This is a genomic window from Catellatospora sp. NPDC049133 (assembly GCF_040648455.1).
GTDB lineage: Bacteria > Actinomycetota > Actinomycetes > Mycobacteriales > Micromonosporaceae > Catellatospora > Catellatospora aurea.
Genome location: NZ_JBEZDT010000003.1, coordinates 242,119 through 266,717, shown reverse-complemented (window position 1 = coordinate 266,717; position 24,599 = coordinate 242,119). Strand labels below are relative to the sequence as shown.

17 protein-coding genes are annotated in these 24,599 nt (G+C 71.8%); 5 read left to right on the top strand and 12 right to left on the bottom strand.

What is annotated here, in order from left to right; translation table 11 throughout:
* Positions 1-72: 72 nt before the first annotated feature.
* Positions 73-486, top strand: a complete 414-nt coding sequence (locus tag AB0B35_RS04900; protein ID WP_360521089.1) for a hypothetical protein — start codon at positions 73-75, stop codon at positions 484-486.
* A gap of 130 nt (positions 487-616) precedes the next feature.
* Here the strand turns inward: AB0B35_RS04900 and AB0B35_RS04895 are convergent, their stop codons facing one another.
* Both AB0B35_RS04895 and AB0B35_RS04890 read right to left on the bottom strand, forming a co-directional pair.
* Positions 617-2,182, bottom strand: a complete 1,566-nt coding sequence (locus tag AB0B35_RS04895; RefSeq protein WP_361040709.1) for a CocE/NonD family hydrolase — start codon at positions 2,180-2,182, stop codon at positions 617-619.
* 164 nt (positions 2,183-2,346) lie between these two features.
* Positions 2,347-3,105, bottom strand: coding sequence for an SDR family oxidoreductase (locus AB0B35_RS04890; protein ID WP_361040707.1), 759 nt, complete (start codon positions 3,103-3,105; stop codon positions 2,347-2,349).
* Between the two features lie 373 nt (positions 3,106-3,478).
* On the opposite strand from AB0B35_RS04890, the gene ddaH reads away from it, so the two are divergent.
* Complete coding sequence (gene ddaH / locus AB0B35_RS04885; protein WP_361040704.1) at positions 3,479-4,288, top strand: dimethylargininase; 810 nt, start codon at positions 3,479-3,481, stop codon at positions 4,286-4,288.
* Positions 4,285-5,505 (top strand): ornithine--oxo-acid transaminase, encoded by a 1,221-nt coding sequence (gene rocD / locus AB0B35_RS04880; protein ID WP_361040701.1) that lies wholly within the window; start codon positions 4,285-4,287, stop codon positions 5,503-5,505. Before ddaH ends, rocD begins: the two co-directional genes overlap by 4 nt.
* A 108-nt stretch (positions 5,506-5,613) precedes the next feature.
* On the opposite strand, the gene AB0B35_RS04875 is transcribed toward rocD, so the two are convergent.
* The 6 genes from AB0B35_RS04875 to AB0B35_RS04850 all read right to left on the bottom strand — a co-directional run bounded on the left by AB0B35_RS04875 (position 5,614) and on the right by AB0B35_RS04850 (position 13,542).
* Positions 5,614-6,666, bottom strand: a complete 1,053-nt coding sequence (locus AB0B35_RS04875; protein ID WP_361040698.1) for an FHA domain-containing protein — start codon at positions 6,664-6,666, stop codon at positions 5,614-5,616.
* Positions 6,667-6,735: 69 nt separating this feature from the next.
* Positions 6,736-7,254 carry an SHOCT domain-containing protein gene (locus AB0B35_RS04870; RefSeq protein ID WP_361040695.1) on the bottom strand — a complete coding sequence of 173 codons (519 nt, stop codon included), beginning with the start codon at positions 7,252-7,254 and terminating at the stop codon, positions 6,736-6,738.
* Between the two features lie 62 nt (positions 7,255-7,316).
* On the bottom strand, positions 7,317-11,006 hold the full coding sequence (locus tag AB0B35_RS04865; RefSeq protein WP_361040693.1) for a hypothetical protein: 3,690 nt from the start codon (positions 11,004-11,006) through the stop codon (positions 7,317-7,319).
* Between the two features lie 28 nt (positions 11,007-11,034).
* Entirely contained in the window at positions 11,035-12,618 is a 1,584-nt protein-coding gene (locus AB0B35_RS04860) for a hypothetical protein (RefSeq protein WP_361040691.1), read from the bottom strand.
* Positions 12,618-13,100, bottom strand: a complete 483-nt coding sequence (locus tag AB0B35_RS04855) for an SHOCT domain-containing protein (RefSeq protein WP_361040689.1) — start codon at positions 13,098-13,100, stop codon at positions 12,618-12,620. The genes AB0B35_RS04860 and AB0B35_RS04855 overlap by 1 nt, the downstream gene beginning before the upstream one ends.
* 1 nt (position 13,101) lies before the next feature.
* Positions 13,102-13,542, bottom strand: coding sequence for a DUF6325 family protein (locus AB0B35_RS04850; RefSeq protein WP_361040687.1), 441 nt, complete (start codon positions 13,540-13,542; stop codon positions 13,102-13,104).
* Between the two features lie 79 nt (positions 13,543-13,621).
* On the opposite strand from AB0B35_RS04850, the gene AB0B35_RS04845 reads away from it, so the two are divergent.
* A complete protein-coding gene (locus tag AB0B35_RS04845) occupies positions 13,622-14,227 on the top strand; it encodes a DUF308 domain-containing protein (protein WP_360521120.1) in 606 nt (201 codons plus the stop codon).
* 183 nt (positions 14,228-14,410) lie between these two features.
* On the opposite strand, the gene AB0B35_RS04840 is transcribed toward AB0B35_RS04845, so the two are convergent.
* From AB0B35_RS04840 to AB0B35_RS04825, 4 genes are all read right to left on the bottom strand, one after another.
* Positions 14,411-15,226 (bottom strand): patatin-like phospholipase family protein, encoded by an 816-nt coding sequence (locus tag AB0B35_RS04840; protein WP_360521123.1) that lies wholly within the window; start codon positions 15,224-15,226, stop codon positions 14,411-14,413.
* Between the two features lie 134 nt (positions 15,227-15,360).
* Positions 15,361-17,967 (bottom strand): glycosyl hydrolase family 18 protein, encoded by a 2,607-nt coding sequence (locus tag AB0B35_RS04835; RefSeq protein WP_361040685.1) that lies wholly within the window; start codon positions 17,965-17,967, stop codon positions 15,361-15,363.
* A 392-nt stretch (positions 17,968-18,359) separates the two neighbouring features.
* A complete protein-coding gene (locus AB0B35_RS04830; RefSeq protein WP_361040683.1) occupies positions 18,360-19,820 on the bottom strand; it encodes a HAMP domain-containing sensor histidine kinase in 1,461 nt (486 codons plus the stop codon).
* 8 nt (positions 19,821-19,828) lie between these two features.
* On the bottom strand, positions 19,829-20,542 hold the full coding sequence (locus tag AB0B35_RS04825; protein WP_360521131.1) for a response regulator transcription factor: 714 nt from the start codon (positions 20,540-20,542) through the stop codon (positions 19,829-19,831).
* Positions 20,543-20,864: 322 nt separating this feature from the next.
* On the opposite strand from AB0B35_RS04825, the gene AB0B35_RS04820 reads away from it, so the two are divergent.
* Positions 20,865-24,074, top strand: coding sequence for an efflux RND transporter permease subunit (locus tag AB0B35_RS04820; RefSeq protein ID WP_361040680.1), 3,210 nt, complete (start codon positions 20,865-20,867; stop codon positions 24,072-24,074).
* The last annotated feature ends 525 nt before the right edge of the window (positions 24,075-24,599 follow it).

Sequence of the window (24,599 nt, the reverse complement as noted above, 5' to 3'; positions counted from 1 at the left end):
TTCGCCCTGATCAGGGAAGCGTTCGGCGTTAACGTGAAGGTGCTTCGTCCGTTTCGCACGAAGGTGGGTGCTATGTCGACCGTGGCGAAAGCGACCGAGCGCATCGGCTCGGGCTGGCTGTCCTTCGCCGGCCTGCTCATTCTGCTCCTGGGGGTGTTCAACGTGGTGGAGGGCATCTTCGCGATCGCCAACGACCGGTACGCCGCGTACGCAACGTCCACCCAGGGTGAGCTGTACGTGTTCAACCTGCACACCTGGGGCTGGCTGCACGTCCTGCTCGGCGCGGTGCTGATCGCCGTCGGCGCGGGCATCTGGTCCGGCAAGGAGTGGGCCCGTGGCGCGGGCATCGGCCTGGCCGGCGCGACCGCCCTGCTCCAGATGCTCTACCTGCCGGTGTACCCGTTCTGGTCCCTCATCAACATCGGCCTCTGCATCCTGGTCATCTACGCCCTCGTAGTCCCACCCCGCGGCAGCACCGCCGACTGACCCACCCACCGGCCACCGGCCACCGGCCCGCCCGAAAGGCGCAACTCTTAAAGAGTCGCGCCTTTCGGACCGTTGCGAGGCCGCGACCCTTCAAGAGTTGCGGCGCGGAGGGGCGGGCTGGGGGCGGCGGTCAGCGGGTCGGGAGGTCGAGCCAGGACTGGCCGGAGAAGAGGACGGAGCCGAGCCAGCCGTTCTCATCCAGGTAGAGGCCGTCGTGGCCGTCGATCACCAGGGCGAGGCGGTGGCCGGCGGGCAGGTCCCAGCTGGTCGCGGGTAGCGGGATGTCGGCGGTGCGGGCCGCGTTCGCGGTGGCGTCGAGCCACGACACGGGGGCGTGAGTGATCAACTTTCCCGTGCCGAGGGCGTCGACGTCGTAGAGGTACGCCACGATGGTGCCGCTGCGCTCGGTGGGGGTGAAGCGGGCGTGCACGGTGGCGCTGCCGCGGATGCGTACCGTGCCGGTCGCCTGGTCGCCGATCCAGACCCCGGCGTTGTCCCGGTCCACCGCGGGCAGCCAGGCCGTCGGCGGGATGCCGGTCAGCGCCTGCAGGCCGTTGGACAGCAGCACCAGGCCGCCCGCGGCGATCGTGTCGTCGTTGAACCAGGTCCGCCGGGACCAGCCGGTGGTGGCCGCGCCGCCGAGCCTGCCGGTGCCGGTGAGCCAGTTGACCTCGCCGAGGCCGTACCGGCCGGTCGTGGTGCTGATCGCCGCCCAGTTCGGGTAGGACTCGGCCGGACCGCCGGTCAGCGAGCGCAGCACCACCGGCGGCTCGGTGTCGATGCCGTTGGCGATGCCGGACAGGTGCCGGTCGAACCAGCGCCGCACCGACGTCCACACGTGGTTGTCCAGGCCGATGAGCCCGGTCAACTCGGGGATGGCGTGGTCGCCGGGGGCGAACTCCAGCCGCTTCGGACCGGCCAGCGCGCCGTAGAAGCCGATCAGCTGGTTCGGCGGGAAGATGCTGTCGCCGTACCCGTTGGCCAGCAGCACCGCCGGACGGTTGGCGTTGATGCCGGCCAGGTACGTGCCCGCGGAACGGAGCCGGGCGAACTCCTTGACCCCGGCGATGTTCCGGTTGGCGTAGAAGTCGTCGATGATCGCGTCGAACTCGTCGCTGGTGTCGCCGAGCAGCGCCGCCGAGCCGACCAGCAGCGCCGAGGACTGCAGCCGACGGGTGTCGCCGCCGTACAGCGAGGCGACCAGGTCGCTCCAGCCGGACAGCGCCGCCACGGCCCGTATCCGGCTGTCGTGGCCGGACGCGATCAGGCTGATGCCGGCGCCGTACGAGACCCCGGCCATGCCGATGCGGGACGGGTCGGCGGTGGTGTTCGCGACGAGCCAGTCGAGCACCCGGGACACGTCGGCGATGTCCTTCGGGCCGGCGGTGTCGATCTCGCCACCCGAGGCCCACCAGCCGCGTGGGGTGTACGACAGGACCGTGTAACCGCCCTGGGCCAGCGCGTTCGCCTGGGCGATGTACTCCAGGTCGTTGAGCGACCAGCTGGCCGGGAAGACGACGGCGGGGTGCCGGCCCGGGGTGGTGGGCTCGATGACGTTGGCCTTGAGCACGGTCCCGTCGGGGACGGTGATGTCGATGAAGCGGAAGCCGGTGGTCGGGGCGGCGGCCTGGGCGGGAGCGGCCCAGGTGACGAGTGCCAGCACGACCACCGTCAGGAGGGAGGGGAGCTTCCTCACGGCGGACCTCACGGGGGTGTCGGCCTTGCTTCGAACAAGTTACCGAGAGGTAACCACGCCGTGAGCTAGATCACAATACCCGCGAGTAGCTTTTAATGGACGGTGGCCTATCTCATCGAATTCGATCTACGAATAGCCGATGAGACAGGCCACCGTCTACAGGGTCAGCCGCGCGGGCCGCCCGCGACGTAGATGACCTGGCCGGTGACGAAGCCGGCGCCCTCGCTCACCAGGTACGAGATGGCGTGGGCGACGTCGGCGGGCGTGCCGACGCGGCGCACCGGGGTCTCCGCCGCGCGCGCGGCCTGGAACGCCTCGAAGTCGACGCCGACGCGCGCCGCGGTCGCGGCGGTCATCTCGGTGACGATGAAGCCCGGCGCGACCGCGTTCGCGGTGATGCCGAACTGCCCCAGCTCGATGGCGAGGGTCTTGGTGAAGCCCTGCAACCCGGCCTTGGCGGCGGCGTAGTTGGCCTGGCCCCGGTTGCCGAGCGCCGAGGTGCTGGACAGCGACACGATGCGGCCGTAATTCTGCTCGACCATGTGCTTCTGCACGGCCCGGCTGCACAGGAACGCCCCGCGCAGGTGCACCGACATGACGGTGTCCCAGTCGCTGTCGCTCATCTTGAACAGCAGGTTGTCACGCAGCACACCCGCGTTGTTGACCAGCACGGACGGCGCGCCCAGGGTGGCGGCGACGTGCGCGACCGCGTTGTCCACGGCGGCGGAATCGGACACGTCCGCGCCGACCGCGATGGCCCGGCCGCCGTCCGCGGCGATCGCGGCGACGGTGTCCGCGCAGTTGTCCTCGGTCAGGTCTACGGCGGCGACGGCGAACCCGTCGGCGGCCAGCCGCCGGGCGGTGGCCGCGCCGATGCCCCGGGCCGCACCGGTGACGATCGCTACTCTCTGGCTGTCAGTCATGCGCCGCACTTTAACGACAGTTCAGCGCCCCACGGAACCGCCCCGCACCACTGGGCGCGCCGCCCCACACCGCCGGGCGCGCCGCCCCACGCCGCGCCGCCCAAGGTCATCCGACTTGCCGGGCACCTGTGCGTATCTTGACCGCGCTTTCGCCCACCTGCCTGGCAAGTCGAACGATCATGGTGCGCCTTCGCGCCGCGCCGAAGCGAGCTACGGTCGGCGGGAGCGAGCGCTCGGCCCGGCGGCCGGAAAGCGCCTGCCGGGGTTGACGCAACGGATCGTTGGTCGACAGGGTGAACTACGCAAGAAACCAAGGTCATAAGCATGAGCGAATGATGGTTATGCTGCGATCTTCCCCTCTAGCGTTAGGGCCATGCAGAAGCGCTTTCTGATGTGCCGGCCCACCCACTTCGCCGTCACCTACAAGATCAACCCCTGGATGGACCCGGCCGCGCCGTACGACACCACCCTGGCGATCAGCCAGTGGGAGAGCCTCAAGGCCACGTACGAGAACCTGGGACATCAGATCGAGCTCATCGACCCCATCCCCGGCCTGCCCGACATGGTCTTCGCCGCCAACGGCGGCACGGTGATCGACGGCCGGATGTTCACCGCGCAGTTCCGGCACGCCGAGCGCGCCGACGAGGGCCCCGCCTACCGCGACTGGGCCGAGCGCGCCGGGTACGAGGTGCACGACGCCAAGCACGTCAACGAGGGCGAGGGAGACATCCTGCTGGCCGGCGAGTACGTGCTGGCGGGCACCGGTTTCCGCACCGCGCACGCCTCGCACGCCGAGGTCCAGGAGATCTTCGGCCGCCCCGTGATCACCCTGCAGCTGGTGGACCCGCGCTTCTACCACCTCGACACCGCGCTCGCCGTGCTGTCGACCGGCATCGACGGCAAGCCGGCCAACATCGCGTACCTGCCGGAGGCCTTCTCGCCGGGCAGCCAGAATGTGCTGCGTCAGCTGTTCCCGAACGCCGTCATCGCTAACATCGAGGATGCGGAGGTGCTGGGACTCAACGCGGTCAGCGACGGCGAGAACGTCGTGCTGCCGGTCCAGGCCACCCACCTCGCGGAGGAGTTGCGCAAGGCCGGCTACGAGCCGATCGGAGTCGACGTCTCCGAGCTGCGACTGGCGGGTGGTGGCCCCAAGTGCTGCACCCTGGAGCTGCGGTCATGAATTCGATCGTCGACAGCCGTACGCCGTCCGCGGTGGACGCGGCGGAGCGGTACACGGCGCACAACTACCATCCGCTGCCCGTCGTGATCACCGAGGCGGACGGCTGCTGGGTCACCGACGTGGACGGACGGCGCTACCTGGACTTCCTGTCCGGATACTCGGCGCTGAACTTCGGCCACCGGCACCCGGCGCTGATCGCCGCCGCGCACGCCCAGCTGGACCGGCTCACGCTGACCAGCCGCGCGTTCATCCACGACCAGTTCGCCGAGTTCTGCCAGCGCCTGGCCGCGCTGACCGGCCAGGACCTGGTGCTGCCGATGAACACCGGCGCGGAGGCCGTGGAGACCGCGATCAAGGTGGCCCGCAAGTGGGGATATCAGGTCAAGGGCGTGCCGGACGGCCAGGCGAAGATCATTGTGGCGGCGGACAACTTCCACGGCCGCACGACGACGATCATCAGCTTCTCCACCGACGAGGACGCGCGCGCCGACTTCGGGCCGTACACCCCGGGCTTCGAGATCGTCGCGTACGGCGACCTGGAGGCGCTGGCCGAGGCGATCGACGACTACACCGTCGCGGTGCTGCTGGAGCCGATCCAGGGCGAGGCCGGCGTGCTGGTCCCGCCGGACGGCTACCTGTCCGGTGTGCGTGCCCTGTGCAGCAGCCGCAACGTGCTGTTCCTGGCCGACGAGATCCAGAGCGGCCTGGCCCGCACCGGTCGTACGTTCGCCGTGGACCACGAGGACGTCAAGCCCGACATGCACATCATGGGCAAGGCGCTGGGCGGCGGCATCGTGCCCGTCTCCGCCGTCGCGGCCAGCCGCGAGGTGCTCGGCGTGCTCAAGCCGGGCCAGCACGGCTCGACCTTCGGCGGCAACCCGCTATCCTGCGCTGTCGGCATCGAGGTCATCAAGCTCCTGGAAACCGGCGAGTACCAGCAGCGCTCGGCACAGCTCGGCGCGATGATGCACGAGCAGCTGCGGGCGCTCGTCGGCCGGGGCGTCACCGCGGTGCGCGGTCGCGGCCTGTGGGCCGGTGTCGACATCGACCCGGGCGTGATGACCGGACGCCAGGCGTCGGAGAAGCTGATGGGCCGCGGCATGCTCGCCAAGGACACCCACGGCACCACGATCCGCCTGGCCCCGCCCCTGGTCATCGAAGAAGACGAGATCACCTGGGCGGTACGCCAGCTCGCCGAAGTCATCGGCGCCGCCTGACCCACCGCGCACCGGCAAGCGAAAGGCGCTCCCTGCCTGGCAGGGAGCGCCTTTGCGTTAAGAAGGTGCCCTTCCTCTACGCATAGCGATAAGAAGGTGCCCTTCCTTTCAGTAGCCGGGGCGGAAGGTCATGGTGGGGGCGTCGGACATGACGGAGGCGGAGTCGAGGGGGCGGCTGCTGGCGAGGGCGCCGATGCGGCCGATCTCGACGCCGGGGAAGAGCTCGACGATGTCGGAGACGCCGAGCTGGCGGCTCGCGCCACGGCTGAGCTGGAGTTCGCCGTCCGCGGCGCCGCCGAGGCGGACCAGGGTGCCGTTCATGCTGAGGTCGGTGACGGAGATGCCCTGCGGGCTCAGCGACACCGAGACGTGGGCGCGGCTGACCTTGGCACGGGCGTCCTCGCTGAGCCACGGGCCGAGCTGCACGCCGACCTGGCCCTGACCGCCGTCGGGGGCGCGGCCGACCACGACCGGGCCGGCGGCGGTGACCACGAAGCGGGTCCGGATCACGCCGTCGACGCGTACCGCGAGCACCTGCTGCGGCGGACGCGGCCCGTTGTCGCCGAGCGGCGCGTCGTGCCGGGGGCAGATCGGCTGCCCGTTGCGCAGCCGCGGCACGGGCTGGCCGCTGCCGCGGCGGGCCGGGCCGAAGTTGGCGCAGTCCGGGTCCGGGCAGTGCCACCAGCGCGCGGTGAGCTGGCGGCCGACCGGCGACGGGCCGGTCGGCACGGGTCCGCGTGGCTGCAGCACGACACCGCCCGCGCCGGGCAGCGGCGACCAGACCGCGGGCAGCACGCGCGAGACGATCGGCAGGCCGGTGAGCTCGGAGACCTCGACGACGCGAGCGGCCGCGCCGACCACGACCTCGACGATGCCGTCGTCACCCCAGCGGCGCATGACCATGCGCTCGTTGGACGTCAGGTCCTGGTTGGAGAGCAGGGACTTGTCGACGACGCAGTATGCCGAGACGTGCTCCTCGCCGACCTGGCGGGCGAGCCCGTCGACCACCATGCCCAGCCGGACCAGGTTGGCGGGGCGGCCGCCGTCCAGGTCGGCGCAATAGATCAATTCAGCCACGTCGAGCACCCCGGCGGCGAGAGCCGGGTCGGTGCCCAGCCGCCGCTCGATCGCATCCAGCACATGACTGACCTCGAACCTCATAGTCCAAGACCCTAGGTTCGGTGCGCGACCTGCCGCAACCCGCAAACGTCCAGCGTCACAGCCTGCCGTCTATGCGCCGAAGCCCCGGGGCCGGCGCGGCGGCTCGCTGCCGCCCGTGGCCGGGGGCGGCGCGGCGGGTCCGCTCGGCTCGCCGGTGCCCGGGACTGCCGGCGAGCCGACGGCACCGCCGGGCGACGTGTCGCGCGTCTGGACGGCGTCGTGGGCGCGGGCGGAGTCGAGCACGCGGGACTTCTCCTCGGCGAACTCCGCATCGGTCAGCTTGCCCCGGTCGTGCAGGTCAGCCAGCAGTTTGAGCTGCTGCGCCGAGTCGCTCGGCGAGTACTTCTCGACGAACTCGCGGCTGGCCTGGTCCATCGCCCGACGTTCCTGGGCGGTGGCCCCGGGCTGCCGGAAGATCAGGTAGATCAGGGTGCCGAGGAACGGCAGCAGGATGACGACCACGATCCACAGCGCCTTGAGCCAACCGGAGAGGTCGTCGCGGCGGAAGATGTCCACGATCGCGAAGGCCCAGATCAGCAGCAGCGGAATGAAGATCAGCAACAGCCAGAAGACGTCCCAGAAGTCCATCTTCCCCCCTAATGTGGCACTCTCCCCCATTCTTGCGGGCAGAGTGCCTCAGCGGGAGGTGGTTACCGCATCCGGCCGATGGCACCCCGCAACCTGGCCACGTCCCGGCGGCTGCGCTCGTAGGTGATGGCCAGCGCCAGCAGCACCGCCCCGCCGACCGCGATCGGCACCCACGTCGGCAGCAGCCGCGACACCAGCAGCAGTTCGTGCAGCGCCAGCACCAGCAGCGTGCCGCCGCCAAGCAGCACGGGGGCCTGCAGGCGGCGCACCGAGCCGAAGACCGTGATCGCGAGCGCGCCGAGCCCGAGCAGCAGCCGCCGCAGCGGTGTGCCCGACTCCTCGGTCAGCGCCCCGGCCAGGCTGGGCAGCAGTGCCGCGGCCAGCGCCGGACCGGCGAACAGCCAGCTGGACAGGTCCGGCCGGGCCCGCGCCGCGTACCAGCCGACAGCCAGCGCGAGCAGCGCCACCGGCAGGGTGTACGCCTCCAGCAGCCCGACACCCTGCGCGGCGAGGATCACGCACCAGGCGACGCCCTCCGCCACGGCGGCCGCGGCGGCACGCAGCACCCGCTGCCCGCGCGGCGCGGCCAACACGGTCAGTCCGACCGCGACCCCCCACACCGCCAGCACCAGAGCGATCGACCGGGGGTATCCGTGGCACAGCGTCAGCGCCACGAGCGCCGCCGAGTGAGCCGCCGCCTCCGCCGCGGCCCGCTGCTCCCGGGCGAACGGCGCGTACGCCAGACCCAGGATGATCGCCGCGACCCCGAGCACCAGGTAGGCGACGAACTCGAAGCTCAGCTCGGCCGCCTCGCCGATGGCGATCGCCAGCAGCACCTTCGCCGCGGCCCCGGTCAGCCAGCCCGCGGTGCGCACCGGCCGCGTCCGTCCGCCCACCGCGATGACGGCCAGCACCACGGTCACCAGGGCGAGCGCGGCGACCGTCGACCACTTCTCGGCGAGCGAGCCGGCCAGACCGGCCCCGGTCAGCAGCACCCCGAACAGCCCGCCCGCCAGCGTCAGCGCGCCGTACGGCCGCAGCCCGGCCAGCACCAGCAGCGCCGCGCCGAGCACCAGCTGCACGGCGCTGATCGCCGGCCAGGGCGCCTGTGCGGCGGCCAGTGCCGCGAGCCCGGCGACCCCGGCGACGACGCCGCCGGCCGCCGCCATCAGGCGCGTCCCGCCCCGGCGGAACCACAGCGCGACGGCAGGCGCGAGCAGCAGCAGCGCGACCGCGTACGACCAGGGGAGCCGGTCGCTCGGATAGGCGGTCAGGCCGGTGCCGACCGGGTCCCCCGCCCAGACGCGGCCCAGCCAGCTCCACGGCCCGATGAAGATCAGGTAGAGCGCCTCGGCGCACATCAGCAGCGTGAGTGCCAGCACGACCTGCGCGGGGAGCTCCGCCCGCGCCCAGCGGGACTGCACCGCGACCAGCGCGAGGGCCACCGTGCACAGCGCGGCGTAGACCGCCGCGGAGTCGCTCGCGGGCTGGCCGCCCGGCAGCGCCCACAACGCCCCCGCCAGACCGCCGACCACGGCGTAGTCCCGCAACCGGGCGGGCGACAGGTACACCCACAGCGGCGACAGCAGGGCGGCGGCCAGCAGCGCGCGGCGCGACCACGGATCGTCCACCCCGGCCGCGGCCACCATGCTGTGCGTCATCGGCGGCAGCAGCGCCAGCGCCACCGCGCCGCTCACCCCGCCCAGCACGCGTACGCCGTGCAGCGCGCTCGCGGTACTCACCGTGCCAGCCCCGGCCACGCTCCTCGTGCCGCTCTCGGGCACCAGGGCGCTGCGCCAGCCGACCGCCGCCGCGGCCAGCCCCAGCACCACCACGCCGCCCAGCGCCCACGCCGACAGCACCCGGCTGCCCGCGCCGACGAGCATGGCGTGTCCGGCGAGCAGCCCGGCCACCACGCCCCAGAGCACGACGTGGCGGCGCAGCAGCAGGGCGAGGGCCAGGGCCACGGCGACCGCGACCAGGTCGCAGGCGAGCGCCGACCACGGCGTCAGCGCCGGGTGCCCCGGCACCGTCAGCGGGAGCAGCAGCACCGCCCCGGCGGCGACCCAGGCCCGCACCGGCTCCGGCACGGGCGGCCCGGTCAGCAGCCAGGCCGCGGCGGCCACCAGGGCGAGGCTCACCGGCAACTGCCAGCCGTACGAGCCGTCGAACGGCGCGGGATCGGCGGCCCACCACGGCGTCGCGTCCGCGACGGACTGCCAGCCCGCGCCGAGCGCCCAGCCGATGGAACACAGCGCGGGCACGCTCAGCGCCAGCGCCGCGCCGCCGATCATCCCGGCGCGGACCCCGGGCCACCGGGCCGACAGCGCGCCGCCGAGCACGGTCACCAGCACCGCCACCAGCGCGGCCGCGCTCGCCATCACCAGCAGCCAGTAGTGCTGCCACTGCACCAGCGCCGGCCGCACCAGCGCCGCGGCGAGCGCCGCCGTGACCGCCCCGCCGGCCGTCGGCAGGGCGAACGCCGCAGCGCTGCCGGCGCCTGCCAGCCAGAGCCCCGCTGCCAGCACCCCGGCTGCCGCGAGCAGCACCAGCGAACCGGTGACCGCGGTGTCCGGATCGGCCCCGAGCAGCCATGCGATCAGCGACAGCAGGCCGCCGATCCCGAGCATCGCCAGGTACGCCAGCAGCGCCAGTACCCGCAGCCCGGTCCTGCCCGGCAGCTCCGCCGCCACCCGCGCCGAAGCCGCGACCGGCGGCACGGCCGGACCGGCCGCAGGAAGGTCCTGACCGGACTGCCTCGGCACGGACGCCGCCGCCACCGATGGCTCGTCCGGCCGGCTGGACGAGGCGGCCGACCCGGCCGTGCCGAGGTCCGCCTCACCCGGGGCCGGCCGGCCGGCCTCCGGCGCAGGGGCGGCGGGCCGCAGCGCCCGGTAGAGCAGCAGGTCGCCGAGCGCGACCGCGGTGAAGACCGCCGACCAGCCCGCCACGTCGGCCGAGGACTCCAGGAAGAACAGCGGGAGCGCGGGCTGCGCCGCCAGCAGCGCGCCGAATCGGGTCGCACTCGTCCCGACGACCCGCGCGTACCCGTAGCCGAGCAGGGCGGTGAAGGTGGCCACCGCTCCGGCGTAGAAGCCGCGGTCCCAGTGGTCGGCGACGCCGCCGAGGTTGACGTACCAGATGGCGTAGCCGTCGAGCACCACCAGCAGCAGCCCCAGCGCGGCGAACGTCTCCGCGGTCGCGGTCAGCGCGCGGCGGCGCACCAGCGGCGGCACGGCCAGCACGCCGACGGTGAGCACGCCGAGGATGAGCGCCCGGCCGACCACGTCGAACGTCGCCCAGGCCACGGCGGTGAACACGATCGCGGCGATGCCGAGCAGCAGCCCGCCCAGGATGAACAGCAGGTTCTGCACGGTGCGCGGCGAGGACTCCGGCCCGCGGCCCGGCACGGCGGCAGCGACCGGCGGGACGGTCCCCGGCGGAGTGCTGCCGGCGGTGGGCGGCAGCGTGAGCAGGGTGGGCTGGTGCGCCGACTGCTCCCGGGCCACCGCGACCCGGACCTTCGTGGCGTACGCCTCGCGGTCCCGGCGCAGTTGCGAGAGCCGGCCCGACAGCGACTCGTACGTGCTGCGAGCCTGCTCCACCTGCGGCGCGAGCACGGCGATCTGCGCGTCGTAGGCCAGCACCGCCGCGGCGTCCGGGTCCGGCGCACGGCCGCAACCCGGGCAGGGTCCGTCCAGCGTGGCAGCGGCTCTGCAGCGAGGGCAGGGGTACGACGCGTGCTCGGTCATGCCGGTCAGCATGCCGTAGTCGCGCCAATCAGGGATCGACCGCTCGGTCGGTGGGGTCTGTCGGTGACCTGTCCGAAGCCGACGGCGGACCGGCCGGGCCGGCTCCGCGCTGCTTGCCGGGCTCTTCCGGCGCGGAGTCCGGTTCATCGCCCTCGGCCTTGGCGGCCTGCTCGGTGGGCAGCGGCTCCGACAGCTCCCACGGGGTCGACTCGTCCGCGAGATCCCGCTCGGCGGCCTCGGCGACGGTCGCGGGTCCGGCGGCGGTCTCAGGTTCGGCGGCGGCGAGGTCGGCGCCGACCGGTGGGCCCGCGGGCAGCGGCTCCAGGACCGTGGCCGGCATGCGGCGGCCCATGGTCAGCACCAGCGTGACGAGACCGGCGAGGACGAACGCCCACACCGCCGTCGCGATCGACGGCCGGGCGAGCAGCCACCATCCGGCCAGCACGCCGAGCACGATCGCGAACCAGCGGAAGTGACGGCGTACGAACGCGCCGGTCCGCACCGCCCACGGCTCCCGCGCCAGCGGCCGCACGGCCCGGTCGACGACGGCGTTCACGCCCCGCCGCAGCAGCACCGCGGGCCGTGACGGACCCGCCAGCAGCGCCCACAGCACCCCGAGCAGCGCCGCCACGAGCACCGTGACCAGGGCGGTGAGCAGGAACCGGAGCACCGTGTCGTACACGTCCAGCGTCACCGTGCGGTCCAGGCCTCGCTCGGTCGCCCGCTGCGCCACCTTGTCGCGCGCCATCTGGTTGGCGATCAGTCCCACGACCAGCATCAGCGCGCTGAGCGTCAGGCCGAGGATCAGCCCGCGCCGCCGGTTCGGGGCGGCCCACACGGCGAGGCCGAGCAGCACCAGCGCCAGCGGCGGCAGCCAGTTCGCGCTGACGTCGAGCAGGCGCACGTAGCGCTGGATCTCGGGCAACTGATCCACCTGCGCGACCGTGTACGGGATGGACATGTCGGGGATGCGGGCCGCGAGGCCGAAGCCGCGGGCGACCAGCTCCTGCCGTGCGGCGGCCAGCACCGGGCCCAGGTCCACCACCACGTCGGTGCCGGAGCTGTGCAGCATCGGCGTGCCCTGGCCGGTGAGCAGGCCCTCGAGGTTCTGGTGGGCGATGCGGTTGACCTGGTTCCACACCGCGGGGAAGCGGGGTGAGGTGACCAGCTCGCCCACCACCTTGTGGATCTGGCCCTGCAGCCAGTTGGTGACCGCGGGCAGCACCAGCTGGATGACCGCCTCCACGCGCGGCAGGTCGACCGCGGCGGCCAGGTCACCGGCGAGTTTCTCCAGCGGCAGCCGCGCCATGATCTCGTCGGTGACCCGGTCGGTGACCGCCGCCTGCACCTGCGGATCGGTGGCCAGCGGCGCGACGGTCTCCACGTACCGGTCGGTGTCGAGCAGCTCGGCGCGGGCGAAGCGGGCCGTCACCGAGGCCAGCACCAGCACCGCCGACAGCAGCGCCAGCACGAACGCCCCGGCCCAGCGCAGCGTGCGCGCGGTGCCGCCGGGCCGCCGGGCCACCGGCTCGGCCGGCTCGGGCACGTCGTGGACGGCGCCGGCGAGCCGCCGCTCCCACGCGGATGGCGCCGGGTCCTCGGGCTCCGTCATCAGGTGCCCAGCAGTTTCGCCTTGGCGGCGGTGAACTCCGCCTCGGTCAGCACGCCCGCGGCCCTGAGGTCCGCGAGCTGCCTGAGCTGCGACATGAGGTCCACGCCAGGCGTGACGGAACCGGCCCGCGCTGCCCTGTCCTGCGTCGGCTGGGCCCCGGCTCGGCCATCCGGTCGCGTGATCGGACCCTGCTGCTCGCCCTGCATCCGCTGGTCGGCTTGGGCCTGGCCGAGCGGCTGTGCCCGCTGCTCACCCTGCTCCACCTGTCGGTCGGCCTGAACCTGATCGTCAGGCTGCATCTGCTGGTCGTGCACAGCCTGCTGAGCGGCCCGGACCTCGGCGGCCTCCGCCTGCCTGCGCTCGGACCAGCGGTGCACCGCGCCCACCGTGGCGGTCGCCGTGCCCGCCACGACGGCGGTGCGCGCCATCGAGCCGAGCAGGCCCGGACCGCGCCGGGTCCCCACGGGACGTCGTAGCAGCATGTCAGCCTCCCACCGGTGCCGGATGCACCACCGCCTCGACCGCGTCGACCACCGGGGCGGGGATGCGTTCGGCGAGCACGATCTCGCCGCCGGCCTCCGCGACCACGGCGCGTACGCCGGCCAGCCACCGGTGCTCGAAGAGCAGGACCAGCGCCTGCGCGCCGGGCGTGATCGCCTCGGCCAGGTCCTGCACGTCCCGCTCCGAGATGAGCCCGTCGACCGCCTGGATCGCGGGGTCGATCGCCTCGAAGTCCTCGTCGCCCTGGTAATCCCGCAGCTCGTGCGAGGTGACCGCACCGTCGGCGGCCCGGTCGACGACCACCATGTCGATGATGCGGACGATCTCCTGGTCTACCAGGCGATGCAGCTCGGGCGCGATGCGGCGCCCGGGGATGCGGCCGGCGAACTCGACGACCACGAACTCGAGCGGACCCCTCTTCATCACTGCCCCCTTCATCTCAGACTGAGGCTACTCATCCGAAAAGGGAGAAATCACAGATATTGCGAGTTATCTTCGCACCATGATTGATCCGTACGGAGATGCCGAACTAGAGGCCAGCGCCCTGCGTTCGTTCAAACGCATGTCGATCATCGGCGGCCTGATCTCCATCGCCGCGGGTCTGGCGCTCACCTTCTGGCCCGAGAAGACGATCGTGCTGATCGCGGCGCTGATCGGCGTCTGGCTCGTCGTCGTCGGGATCTTCCGGATCGCCGAGGGCCTGACCGCCAAGGGAGTCAGCGGCGGCCACCGCGCCCTGATCGCCGTGATGGGCGTGCTCTACATCGTCGTCGGCATCATCTGCCTGCGGCACCTCGCCGACTCGATCAAGGTGCTCGCCGTGGTGCTGGGCCTGGTCTGGATCGTCGGCGGAGTGGCCGAGGTGGTCACCGGCTTCGCCCGCACACACGGCACCTGGCCGAAGATCGGCACCGTGCTGATGGGACTGCTCAGCATCGCCGCCGGCCTGATCCTGTTCTTCTGGCCCGGCATCACGCTCACCGTGCTGGTCTGGATCACCGGCTTCTGGCTCATCGCCCTCGGCATCATCCAGCTGATCCTCGGCTTCACCTCCGGCCGCGCCGCCAAACGCGCCGCCCGCTCCAACTCCGTCCCCGGCGTCGCCTGACCCCACCCGACCCCACCCCGCGTCGCGGGGGCGCGCCGCGGCGCGGCACCGCTCAAGATCGCTCGACTTGCCAGGCACTTGGGCGAATGCGCGTTCAAGATACGCACGATTGCCCGGCAAGTCGGATGATCTCGCGCCGCGCCCACGCCGGGCCGCGGCAGGCGGCGGGCGGCGGGCGGCGGGTCAGTGGCCGACGGCGGTGAGGTAGTCGCGGGAGGCGGCGTAGGCGGCGCTGACACGGCGGCCCACGGCAGCGGCGTCGCGGTACGCCCAGGGGCTCTCGTCGGCGCCGGCCCCACCCGGGAGGACGTGTACCCGTACGCCCTCGGGAACCGCGGCCAGCTCGCGCGTGAAGCGGACCCGGCGGGCGATCTCCATGGCGACGTTGGTCGCCTCCCACGGCCGCTGCGGCGGCTGCAACGGCCGCTCCAGCCGCCCGACCTGGAGCATGAACACCTCGTCCGCGCCCAGCTCCACGGCGTGGTTGATCGGGTACGCCACGAGGTTGCCGTCGAGGTAGTGCTCGCCGCCGATCTCCACCGGGGGCAGCACCCCGGGCAGGGCGGCCGCGGCCAGCACCGCGTCCACGACCCGGCCGGTGCTGAACCAGTGCGCCTCGGCGCGCTCCACGTTCGCCGCGCACAGGTGCAGCGGCACGCGCATGTCCTCGAAGGTCACCCCGGCCCGCATCGAGCGCTCCAGCACGCGCTGCAGCGGGGCGGGCGAGTGCAGGTGGGCTCGGGTGGCCAGGCGGCGCAGCTGGCGCGGCACCGAGTCGCCGTACACCTCGCTGATCTCGGGGGTGGCCCACAGCCGGACAAGCTTGTCGGTGACCTCGGGTTCGGGGTCCGCGGCGACCAGCGCGGCGTTGATCGCGCCGATGGACAGACCCACCACCAGGTCGGGGCGGATGCCGGCGCGGAACAGCGCGCGCAGCATGCCGACCTCGACGGCGCCCAGCACGCCACCGCCGCCGAGCACGAACGCGGTAGTCCCCACGCCGCCATCATGCCCGATGCCGGCCCCGTCCGAGCTGTCAGACCTGCTCAGACGGTGACCGGCAGCACATTTTCACGGCATGAGGGCCGGCCCGGCGCGCCGGTTGGAAGGGGCGGCGCGCCGGGCCGGACCGGTTACAGGGCCAGCCAGAGCGCGCCGACGTTCGGCGGCTCCCAGCCGGTGATGGAAGTGTGCGCCTGGCGGCACTGGTACGACCGGCCGCCGTAGGTGACCCGCGCGCCGACCGCGTACGCGGTGTTCGGCGCCCACGCCGGGTAGGCCCCGGGCGAGGTGGACGGGCTGGCGCTCGGCGAAACGCTCGGCGAAGCGCTGGGCGACACGCTCGGCGAGGCCGACGGGCTGGTCGACGGCGATGCGCTGGGCGAGGCCGACGGCGAGGCGCTGCCGCCCGTGCACAGGCCGAGGTCGACCCAGACCGACGCGACGCCCGGGGTCTCGCCCTGCGTCCACCACTGGGCGCGGTAGGCGCGGCCGTTGTACGACACCCGGTTGCCGCCGGTGTACACCTGCGTCGGGCTCCACACCGGGTCGGTGCAGGTGCCGGGCGGGGTGCTCGGCGACGCGGACGCGCTCGGCTGGACCGAGCCCGAGGGCGACACCGTCGGCGCGACCCCGCCCCGACTGCGGTTGACCGCCAGGTTGTAGGTCTGCCCGCCGAAGGTGAGCGTGTAGTTCGACGGCGAGGCGATCGGCAGCACGTAGTTGAGCGTCAGCTCGATCGACGCGCCCGGGGCCACCGTCTGCCAGCTCGGCAGGGTCAGCTTCACGTGGTGGAAATCGCCCTTGAGGCCGCCGACGTTGTTGCCGGTGTGGCCCGGGGTGACCGCCATCGTCCAGCCGGACTGCTGGCTCATGTTGCCCGGGGCGGAGGTGCCGTAGTCGAAGTCGAGCACCGCCCCGCCGGGGATGGTGGTGGTCGTGTTGTTGACCAGCTTCAGCTTCGGGTTGATCGGGTAGTTCGAGTCACCCAGGGCGAACCCGCCGAGCTGCACGTCCACGTTGATGGTCTGGGCGGGCAGCGCCGTGTTCGACCGGCTCGCGCCGTATGCCGAGGCGGTGGCGAACTTCGCGGCGATGGTGTTGGTGAGCGTGTTGCCCATCCGGTACTCACCGGCCGCCGAGTCGTACGCGTAGTCGCCCGCCAGCTCCCAGATCATGATGCCGCCGATGCCCTTGTTCACCACATAGTCGGCCTTGACCCCGATGGACTGCTCGTCCTCGGTGGACAGGAAGACCTTCTTGGTGGCGTTCCACAGCCACGGTGCGACCAGGGTCGAGGAGTAGTTGCGTACGTAGGTGCCGGTCAGCGTGTCGGCCGGGTCGGTCGCCGGGGTGAGGCCGTACGCCGCCCGGTAGGAGCCGGCGATGCCGTTCTCCAGGTTCTTGGCGTGCCACATCGGGTTGGAGCCGGCCGGCTCCTCGTTGCCCGCCGTGTCCAGGTCGTGCCACAGGTTGTCGATGCCGATCGCGCCGTTGCCGCAGGGGCTCTGCGTGCCGATCGGGCAGTTCGCCGTCTTGGCCGCGGTGCCCCACAGGCCGTTGGTGCCGCCGGTGACGTTCTGGTGGCCACGGGTGTAGTACGGCACCCCGATGTTGATGCGCCCGCTCTGCACCGCACCGCGGTAGTAGTGGTAGGCCCAGTCGGTGTTCAGCGAGCCGATGCCGGCGTAGGCGTTGTACACGCCGCCCGCGGTCAGCTCGTTGTCCTGGCCGTCGTCGTACAGGGCGGCGTTCGGGCCGACGTACTGGTTCCACGCGCCGTGCAGGTCGTACGACATGATGTTGATGTAGTCGAGGTACTGCGTGGCCTGGAACGACTCCATGCCGCGCAGCAGCCAGCCGGAGGCCGGGGCCGCGACGGTGACCATGTAGTACTTGCCGTCGGACGCGGCGGCCGTGTCCAGCTTCTCCCGCAGCGCCTTCATCAGGATCTGGTACGACGCGTTCAGGCCGGCCCGGCGCGCGTTCGACTGGCCGAAGTCCAGCGGGTGGCCGGCGTCCTTGTTGGACGTCGGGTATTCGTAGTCGATGTCCACGCCGTCGAAGCCGTACGTGCGCAGGAACGTCACCACGGAGTCGGCGAAGGTGTTGATGCCGGCCGTGTTGATCGAACCGTCGGCGTTGGTGGTCATCCGGTAGAAGCCGCCGGAGTCGATCCGCGCGCCGCTGCCGTCGAAGTACGCGCCGGTCTCGGCCCAGCCGCCGACGCTGACCAGCGTCTTGACGTCCGGGTACTGCTTCTTGAACTTGTTGAGCAGGTTGAAGTGCCCGGTGTACGGGAACGCCGGGTCCATCTCCGCGCCGGCCACGCCGGGCCAGGTCATGTTGGTCGAGGCGTTGTTGGCCTCGGCCGGGTTCCCGATCGAGATCTTGTTGGTGCCGTCCACGTGCGCGAACGCGTAGTTGATGTGCGTGATCTTCGTCCACGGGATCTGGTTGGCCAGGTACGCCGGGGCGCCGTTCTTGCCGGTGCGCCAGTTGGTGAAGTAGCCGATGATGCGGCGCGGGTGGCCCGCCCCCATCGACTCGCGGCCGTTGGTGTCGTAGACGTCGCAGTAGGGCACGGTCACGCCGGGCGTCTGATACAGACCATCCGGCCGGCAGGCGTTGTGGTCGACGGCCGCGCCACCGGCGGTGCCCGACACCGCGATGGCGACAGCGGTCCCGACCAGCGCCGTCGCCGTGGCGACGAAGATGTTGAGGAGCGGTTTGCGTTGCACGATCACCCTCCTGGGGCGAAGCAGCTATGAGGAAACCGTTAGTTAAGTTTGCTAAAAGTTAATCCGGTGACCCCGGCCACACAAGAGGTGACTGCCGATCTTTAACCCGCGCTTAAGGTTCCCCACCCACCCGAGTTGATCATGAACCTATGGCACGGCTCGGCGGCGTGTCGCGGCCCCAACTTCATGATCATCTTGTGTTGCGTGAAGAACGCCTGGCGATGATCGCTGTTTGTGGTCAGAAAGTGGGCTCGGACCGCACTTTCTGACCGCAGACCGCGATCATCGCCGCAGGCCACCGCCACTCGCCGTTAAGAAGGGCACCTTCCTCTACGCAGAGCGATAAGAAGGTGCCCTTCCTTCGCACCGAGGCGGAGGCGGAGGCGGAGGGGTCAGGAGGCCCAGAGGGGGAGGGTGATGCGGAAGGTGGCGCCGCCGCCGGGGGTCGGGCGGTGGCAGACCTCGCCGCCGTGGGCGGCGATCAGGGCGGCCACGATGGACAGGCCCAGGCCGGAACCGGCCGCGGGCGAGCGCTCGTGGTCGCGGGCGCGGGCCGGGTCGGCGCGGTAGAAGCGTTCGAAGACCCGTTCGGCGTGGGCCGGGGAAAGGCCGGGACCACGGTCGATGACCTGGAGCACGGCCCGGTTGTCCTCGACGCCGACCCGCACCGTCACCGGCGTGCCCGCCGGGGTGTGGGTGAGGGCGTTGCCGAGCAGGTTGGTGACGACCTGGCGGAGCCGGTCCTCGTCGCCGAGGACGACGGGCGGCTCGCCGTCGAGCAGTTCCAGCCGCAGCGGCCGGTCCAGCTCGCGAAGCTGCGCGGACTCGATGGCGTCGGCGGCGATGGGCACCAGGTCGACGGGTTCGCTGCGCAGCGGCCGCTGCTCGTCGAGCCGGGCGAGCATGAGCAGATCCTCGACGAGCAGGCCCATCCGGGTCGCCTCGGTCTCGATCCGGGCCAGCAGCGCCGAGACCTCGGCCGGGTCCGTGACCACGCCCTGGCGGTGCAGCTCGGCCAGGCCGCGGATACCCGCGAGCGGGGTGCGCAGCTCGTGCGACGCGTCGGCGACGAAGCGCCGCAACCGCGCCTCCGACTCGGTGCGCTCGGCGAACGAACCCTCGATCTGGGCCAGCATCGTGTTGAGGGTGCGCGAGAGCCGTCCCATCTCGGTGCGTGGGGCGACCTGTTCGGGCACCCGGCGGGACAGGTCGCCGCCCGCGATGATCTCCTCTGCGGTCTGCTCGACCTCGGTCAGCGGCCGCAGACCCATCCGGATCACCCATACGCCGAGCGCGGTGGCCAGGCCGAGCACCGCGAGCGTCACCGCGATCTCGATCGCCCCGAGCCGGGCCATCGTCTTGGCCACCCCGGTGAGGTCGTAGGCGATGACGACGCTGCCCGTGCCGTCGAGCCGCTCCCCCACCAGCACCTGGTAGCCAGGGTGCCGGTGGTAGGAGACCTCGTTGGGCACGAAGAACGGCTTGCCGGCCAGCCGCCGCACCGACTCGATGTCCAGGCGCGGCAGGGCGGGCCCGCCGCGCTGATCGCGGCCGTACTGCGCCTGGACGCCGCCGTCGTTGTCGCGCAGCTCCAGGACGTACGCGTCGAAGAAGGACCTGCCGTCGGCCTTGTCCTTGGTGAACTTGTCGACCTCGTCCTGCGTGAACTCGCTCCGGTCACGTGCGGTGAGGTCGTGCATCGCGAGGTCGAGCTGGTCGTCGATCTGCTGGATCATGTACATGCGCAGCAGCGACACGCTGGCCATGTCGGCGACGACGAAGCCGGCGCAGACCAGCGCGAGCACCCCGGCCAGCAACCGGGCTCGCAGTGACCAGCGCTTCGGCCCGCGCATCAGCCGCCTCACGATCTCGGCAGCCGCAGGGAGTAGCCGAACCCGCGCAGGGTGTGGATGAGCGGCGGGTCGACCGTGTCGACCTTACGGCGCAGCAGGGAGATGTAGGACTCGACGATGCGGGCGTCGCCGCCGAAGTCGTACCGCCAGACGTGGTCGAGGATCTGCGCCTTGCTGACCACCCGGTCGGAGTTGACCAGCAGGTAGTGCAGCAGCTTGAACTCGGTCGGGCTGAGCCGCACGAGCTTGCCGGCCCGGCGCACGTCGTGGGTCTCCTCGTCGAGTTCGAGGTCGGCGAAACGCAGCGTGGTGTCGTCGGTGGGCGCGGCCGCGCCGGTGTAGGTGCGGCGCAGCACGGCGCGGATCCGGGCGACGACCTCCTCCAGGCTGAACGGCTTGGTGACGTAGTCGTCGCCGCCGACGGTCAACCCGGTGATCTTGTCTTGTACGCCGTCGCGGGCGGTCAGGAACAGCACGGGCACGTGCGCGCCGCCGGCCCGCAGCCGCCGGACCACCTCGAAGCCGTCGCAGTCGGGCAGCATCACGTCGAGCACCAGCAGTTCGGGCTTGAACTCGGCGGCCACCGCGAGCGCCTCCGCGCCGGTGGCGGCGGTGCGCACCTCGAAGCCGACGAACCGCAGGCTGGCCGACAGCAGCGACACGATGGTGGGCTCGTCGTCCACCACGAGCAGGCGGCGCTGCTCGCCCTTCTCGGGTTTCATCGACAGCTCCCAGGGGTGCGCGCTTCGTCGGGCGTGGCAAGTGTGCCCGGTCCGGCCCGCATGCCCCCTGCAGAGAACCCGAATAAATGCTGAAAGTCACCGAGCTCACGCCCGATATCGCCTGATTCGCCGGTCGGCGGCGCGTACCTTGGGGACTCGTTCCCCCTGTCCCCCCGGGCAACTGGCGAGGACCGACTGTGACGAACTCGAAGCGGCTTTCGGCTGGCTTTCAGGTTCGGTTCACAGTTCCTGCGCGTTGGGCTGGTTGACTGCGGCGGTCGCATTCCCCATACCGCTCGACCGTGTTGCACCTGGAGTCGTCATGTCCTTCCTGGCCAGGCTGAGCCTCGCCAACCGCGGGCTCGTCGCGCTGATCACCGTGGCGATCCTCGGCGCGGGCGCTTTCGTGCTGCCGCAACTGCGGCAGCAGATGTTCCCTGACCTGCAGTTCCCGATGGTCTCCGTGGTCGCCGCGTACCCCGGCGCCACGCCGGAGATCGTCGAGCAGCAGGTCGCCATCCCGATCGAGCAGGCGGTCGCGGGCGTCACCGGCGTCACCAACGTGACCTCGACGTCGCGCAACGGCTCCGCCACCATCGGCGTCAGCTTCGACTACGGCGCGGACGTCGAGCAGGTCGAGGGCGACATCCAGCAGGCACTGGCGCGCATCGACGCCCGCCTGCCGCAGAACGTGGACCCGGCGGTCTTCGCGGGCACCACTGACGACATCCCGGTCATCCAGCTGGCCGCCAGCGGCGCCGGCGGCGACGACCAGGAGCTGGCCCGCCGCGTGCGGGCCACCGTCCTGCCGGCCCTCAACAACATCGAGGGCGTACGCGAGGCGACCCTGTCCGGCGACCGCACCCCGCAGGTCACCGTCGACCTGGACCCGGCCAAGCTGGCCGCCAAGGGCCTGACCGCACAGGCGGTGACCGGCGCGCTGACCGCCAACGGCATCAGCATGCCCGGCGGCGTGATCACCGACGGCGGCCTGGTCTACTCCGTGGCGGTCGGCAGCCGCTTCAGCACCGTCGACGAGATCGGCAACCTGTACCTCGGCGCGGCCGGCGGCCAGCGGCCCGTGGCCGGCAAGCCCGCCGCGGCCCCGGTGCAGCTCAAGGACGTCGCCACGGTGACCTCCGCGCCCGCCGACGCGACCACGCTGACCCGTACCAACGGCAAACCGAGCCTGGGCGTCGGCGTCACCGCCCTGCCCGGCGCGAACGCCGTCGAGATCTCGCACCAGGTCAACGACAAGCTGCCCGAACTCGCCGCGCAGCTCGGCGCGGGCGGCGCGCTGCAGGTCATCTTCGACCAGGCCCCTGAGGTGGAGCGTTCGGTCAGCAGCCTGACCACCGAGGGCGCGCTCGGCCTGGCCTTCGCCGTGCTGGTGATCCTGGTCTTCCTGCTGTCGGTCCGCTCGACCCTGGTCACCGCCGTGTCGATCCCGGTCAGCGTGGTCATCGCGCTGATCGCGCTGTGGGCCGGCGACTACTCGCTCAACCTGCTCACCCTGGGCGGCCTGACGATCGCGATCGGCCGGGTGGTCGACGACTCGATCGTGGTCCTGGAGAACATCAAACGCCACCTGGAGTACGGCGAACCCAAGAAGCAGGCCATCCTCACCGCGGTGAAGGAGGTCTCCGGCGCGGTGACCGCCTCGACGCTGACCACGGTCGCGGTGTTCCTGCCCGTCGCGCTCGTCGGCGGCATGGTCGGCCAGCTGTTCGGCCCGTTCGGCCTGACCGTGACCGCGGCGCTGCTGGCCTCGCTGCTGGTGTCGCTGACCATCGTGCCCGTCATGGCGTACTGGTTCCTCAAGTCGCCGCAGGGCACCGCCGAGGAGCTGGAGAAGGTCCGGGCCGAGGCCGAGGCCAAGGAACTGCGCAACCCGCTCCAGCGCGTGTACGTGCCCGTGCTGCGCTGGTCGCTGGGCCACCGCTTCGTGACTCTGCTGCTGGCGTTCGGCGTGATCGCGGGCACCGGCTACCTCGCCACCAAGATCGAGACCAGCTTCATCGAGAGCTCCGGCAACTCGTTCTCGATCAGCCAGACGATGCCCATCGGCACCTCGCTGGCCAGCACCGACGAGGCCGCCAAGCGGGTCGAGAAGATCCTCGACGAGACCGACGGCGTGAAGTCGTACCAGGTCACCGTCGGTGGCGGCGGCGGCATCTTCGGCGGTGGCGGCGGCGCCAACACCACCCAGGCCCGCTTCCAGGTGACCTCGGAGACCGGCACCGACCAGGCGAAGCTCACCGAGGCGCTACGCGACAAGATCGACGCGCTGGACGACAGCGCCGTCGGCGAGGTCGTGGTCGGCGCGGTGCAGGGCGGCTTCGGCGGCAACGGCCTGGAGGTCGCGGTCGAGGCGGCCGACGATGCCACGCTGCGCGCCGCGGCCGAGCAGATCCGCGCAGCCGTGGCCGAGCTGCCCAACGTCACCGAGGTCGACAGCGACCTGGCCGCCAACACCCCGCAGGTGCAGGTCACCCTGGACCGGGCCGCCGCGGCTCGGGCCGGGCTGAGCGACGCCGCGCTGGGCCAGCTGGTCGGGCAGGCGTTCCGCGGCACCACGCTCACCCGCGTCGTGCTCAACGGCATCGAGCAGCCGGTCGTGCTGCGTACCGGTGCGGCCCCGGCCGACATCGCCGCGCTGCGCGCCCTGCCGATCGGCCCCGGCGTCACCCTGGACGACGTCGCAGACGTCAACACGGTGGCCGGACCGAGCCAGATCAACCGCGTGGACCAGGTCCGCACCGCCAAGGTGACGGGCACCCCGAGCCAGGAGGCCCTGGGCACGATCAACGCCGAGCTGGACAAGAAGCTGAAGAGCCTCGACCTGCCCGACGGCGCGACGTACTCCATCGGCGGTGTCACCGAGGCTCAGCAGGACGCCTTCGGTGATCTCGGACTGGCCATGCTGGTCGCCATCGCCCTGGTGTTCATCATCATGATCGCCACGTTCCGCGGGTTGGTGCAGCCGCTGATCCTGCTGATCTCGGTGCCGTTCGCGGCGACCGGCGCGCTGGGCCTGCTGGCCGTCACCGGTCAGCCGCTCGGCCTGGCCGCCATGATCGGTCTGCTGATGCTGGTCGGCATCGTGGTCACCAACGCGATCGTGCTGCTCGACCTGATCAACCAGTACCGGGCCGACGGTTACACCACGCGTGACGCGATCATCGAGGGCGGCCGCCGCCGCCTGCGCCCGATCCTGATGACGGCGGTGGCGACCATCTTCGCGCTGCTGCCGATGTCACTGGGCCTGACCGAGTCGAGTGCCTTCATCTCGCAGCCGCTGGCTGTCGTGGTGATCGGCGGTCTGGTCAGCTCCACGCTGCTCACGCTGGTCCTGGTGCCGGTCCTCTACTCCCTGGTGGAGGGCTTCAAGGCCCGGGTCAAGCGCAAGCGCAACGGCGGCAAGCACGCCGCCCCGGGCCCTGAGCAGCACACCGAGGCGACCGCCGCGACCGTCGCCCAGCAGCCGCGTACCGACCTCACCGACGAGGACCTGGCCGAAGCCCTCCGCTGACGCCGGTCCCCCCAACCCTGCCCGTCCCGGGGCCGCCTCCCCGGGACGGGCAGCAACCAAAGGAAGGGCACCTTCTTATCGCTCCGCGATATAGAAGGTGCCCTTCTTAACGCGCCACAGCCGGTGACCTGCTCACCACACCCGCTCCTCCGCCGTCATCACGCGTCTGCGCGTTCGGCCGGCTTGCCGTCGGGTCGTCAGCGGCGAACCCGCCCGCGGGGGCGGCAAGCTCGACCAGCCGCGGCGTAGCCACGCCTCCTCAGGTCCGACACCGGCCCGCCCCGCGTCTCCGGCAGCCGGTTCGCGCCAGATCCCGGCCGGGATCGGGGTAGAGAAGTCCGCGAGGGCAGAGGTTTCTCGACAAGGATCCGTTTCCCGGAAATGGCTGCCTCGCCGTGCCGGGTCGACCGCCACGCCACTCCAAGATCTGTTTTTGTGGACGCTGGACGCCGCTGCCGAGGGATCGCGGTCGGCGCGGGCAGGGCTGAGGGAACACGAGATGCTGGAGAGCCAGCCGCAAGGTGC

What these genes read in the sequence shown, in the direction of transcription:
- AB0B35_RS04865 (WP_361040693.1), bottom strand. Translation starts at nt 11,006, where the DNA reads ATGACCGAGCACGCGTCGTACCCCTGCCCTCGCTGCAGAGCCGCTGCC.
- ddaH (WP_361040704.1), top strand. Translation starts at nt 3,479, where the DNA reads ATGCAGAAGCGCTTTCTGATGTGCCGGCCCACCCACTTCGCCGTCACC.
- AB0B35_RS04850 (WP_361040687.1), bottom strand. Translation starts at nt 13,542, where the DNA reads ATGAAGAGGGGTCCGCTCGAGTTCGTGGTCGTCGAGTTCGCCGGCCGC.
- AB0B35_RS04860 (WP_361040691.1), bottom strand. Translation starts at nt 12,618, where the DNA reads ATGACGGAGCCCGAGGACCCGGCGCCATCCGCGTGGGAGCGGCGGCTC.
- AB0B35_RS04870 (WP_361040695.1), bottom strand. Translation starts at nt 7,254, where the DNA reads ATGGACTTCTGGGACGTCTTCTGGCTGTTGCTGATCTTCATTCCGCTG.
- rocD (WP_361040701.1), top strand. Translation starts at nt 4,285, where the DNA reads ATGAATTCGATCGTCGACAGCCGTACGCCGTCCGCGGTGGACGCGGCG.
- AB0B35_RS04845 (WP_360521120.1), top strand. Translation starts at nt 13,622, where the DNA reads ATGATTGATCCGTACGGAGATGCCGAACTAGAGGCCAGCGCCCTGCGT.
- AB0B35_RS04825 (WP_360521131.1), bottom strand. Translation starts at nt 20,542, where the DNA reads ATGAAACCCGAGAAGGGCGAGCAGCGCCGCCTGCTCGTGGTGGACGAC.
- AB0B35_RS04890 (WP_361040707.1), bottom strand. Translation starts at nt 3,105, where the DNA reads ATGACTGACAGCCAGAGAGTAGCGATCGTCACCGGTGCGGCCCGGGGC.
- AB0B35_RS04820 (WP_361040680.1), top strand. Translation starts at nt 20,865, where the DNA reads ATGTCCTTCCTGGCCAGGCTGAGCCTCGCCAACCGCGGGCTCGTCGCG.
- AB0B35_RS04830 (WP_361040683.1), bottom strand. Translation starts at nt 19,820, where the DNA reads ATGCGCGGGCCGAAGCGCTGGTCACTGCGAGCCCGGTTGCTGGCCGGG.
- AB0B35_RS04900 (WP_360521089.1), top strand. Translation starts at nt 73, where the DNA reads ATGTCGACCGTGGCGAAAGCGACCGAGCGCATCGGCTCGGGCTGGCTG.
- AB0B35_RS04855 (WP_361040689.1), bottom strand. Translation starts at nt 13,100, where the DNA reads ATGCTGCTACGACGTCCCGTGGGGACCCGGCGCGGTCCGGGCCTGCTC.
- AB0B35_RS04875 (WP_361040698.1), bottom strand. Translation starts at nt 6,666, where the DNA reads ATGAGGTTCGAGGTCAGTCATGTGCTGGATGCGATCGAGCGGCGGCTG.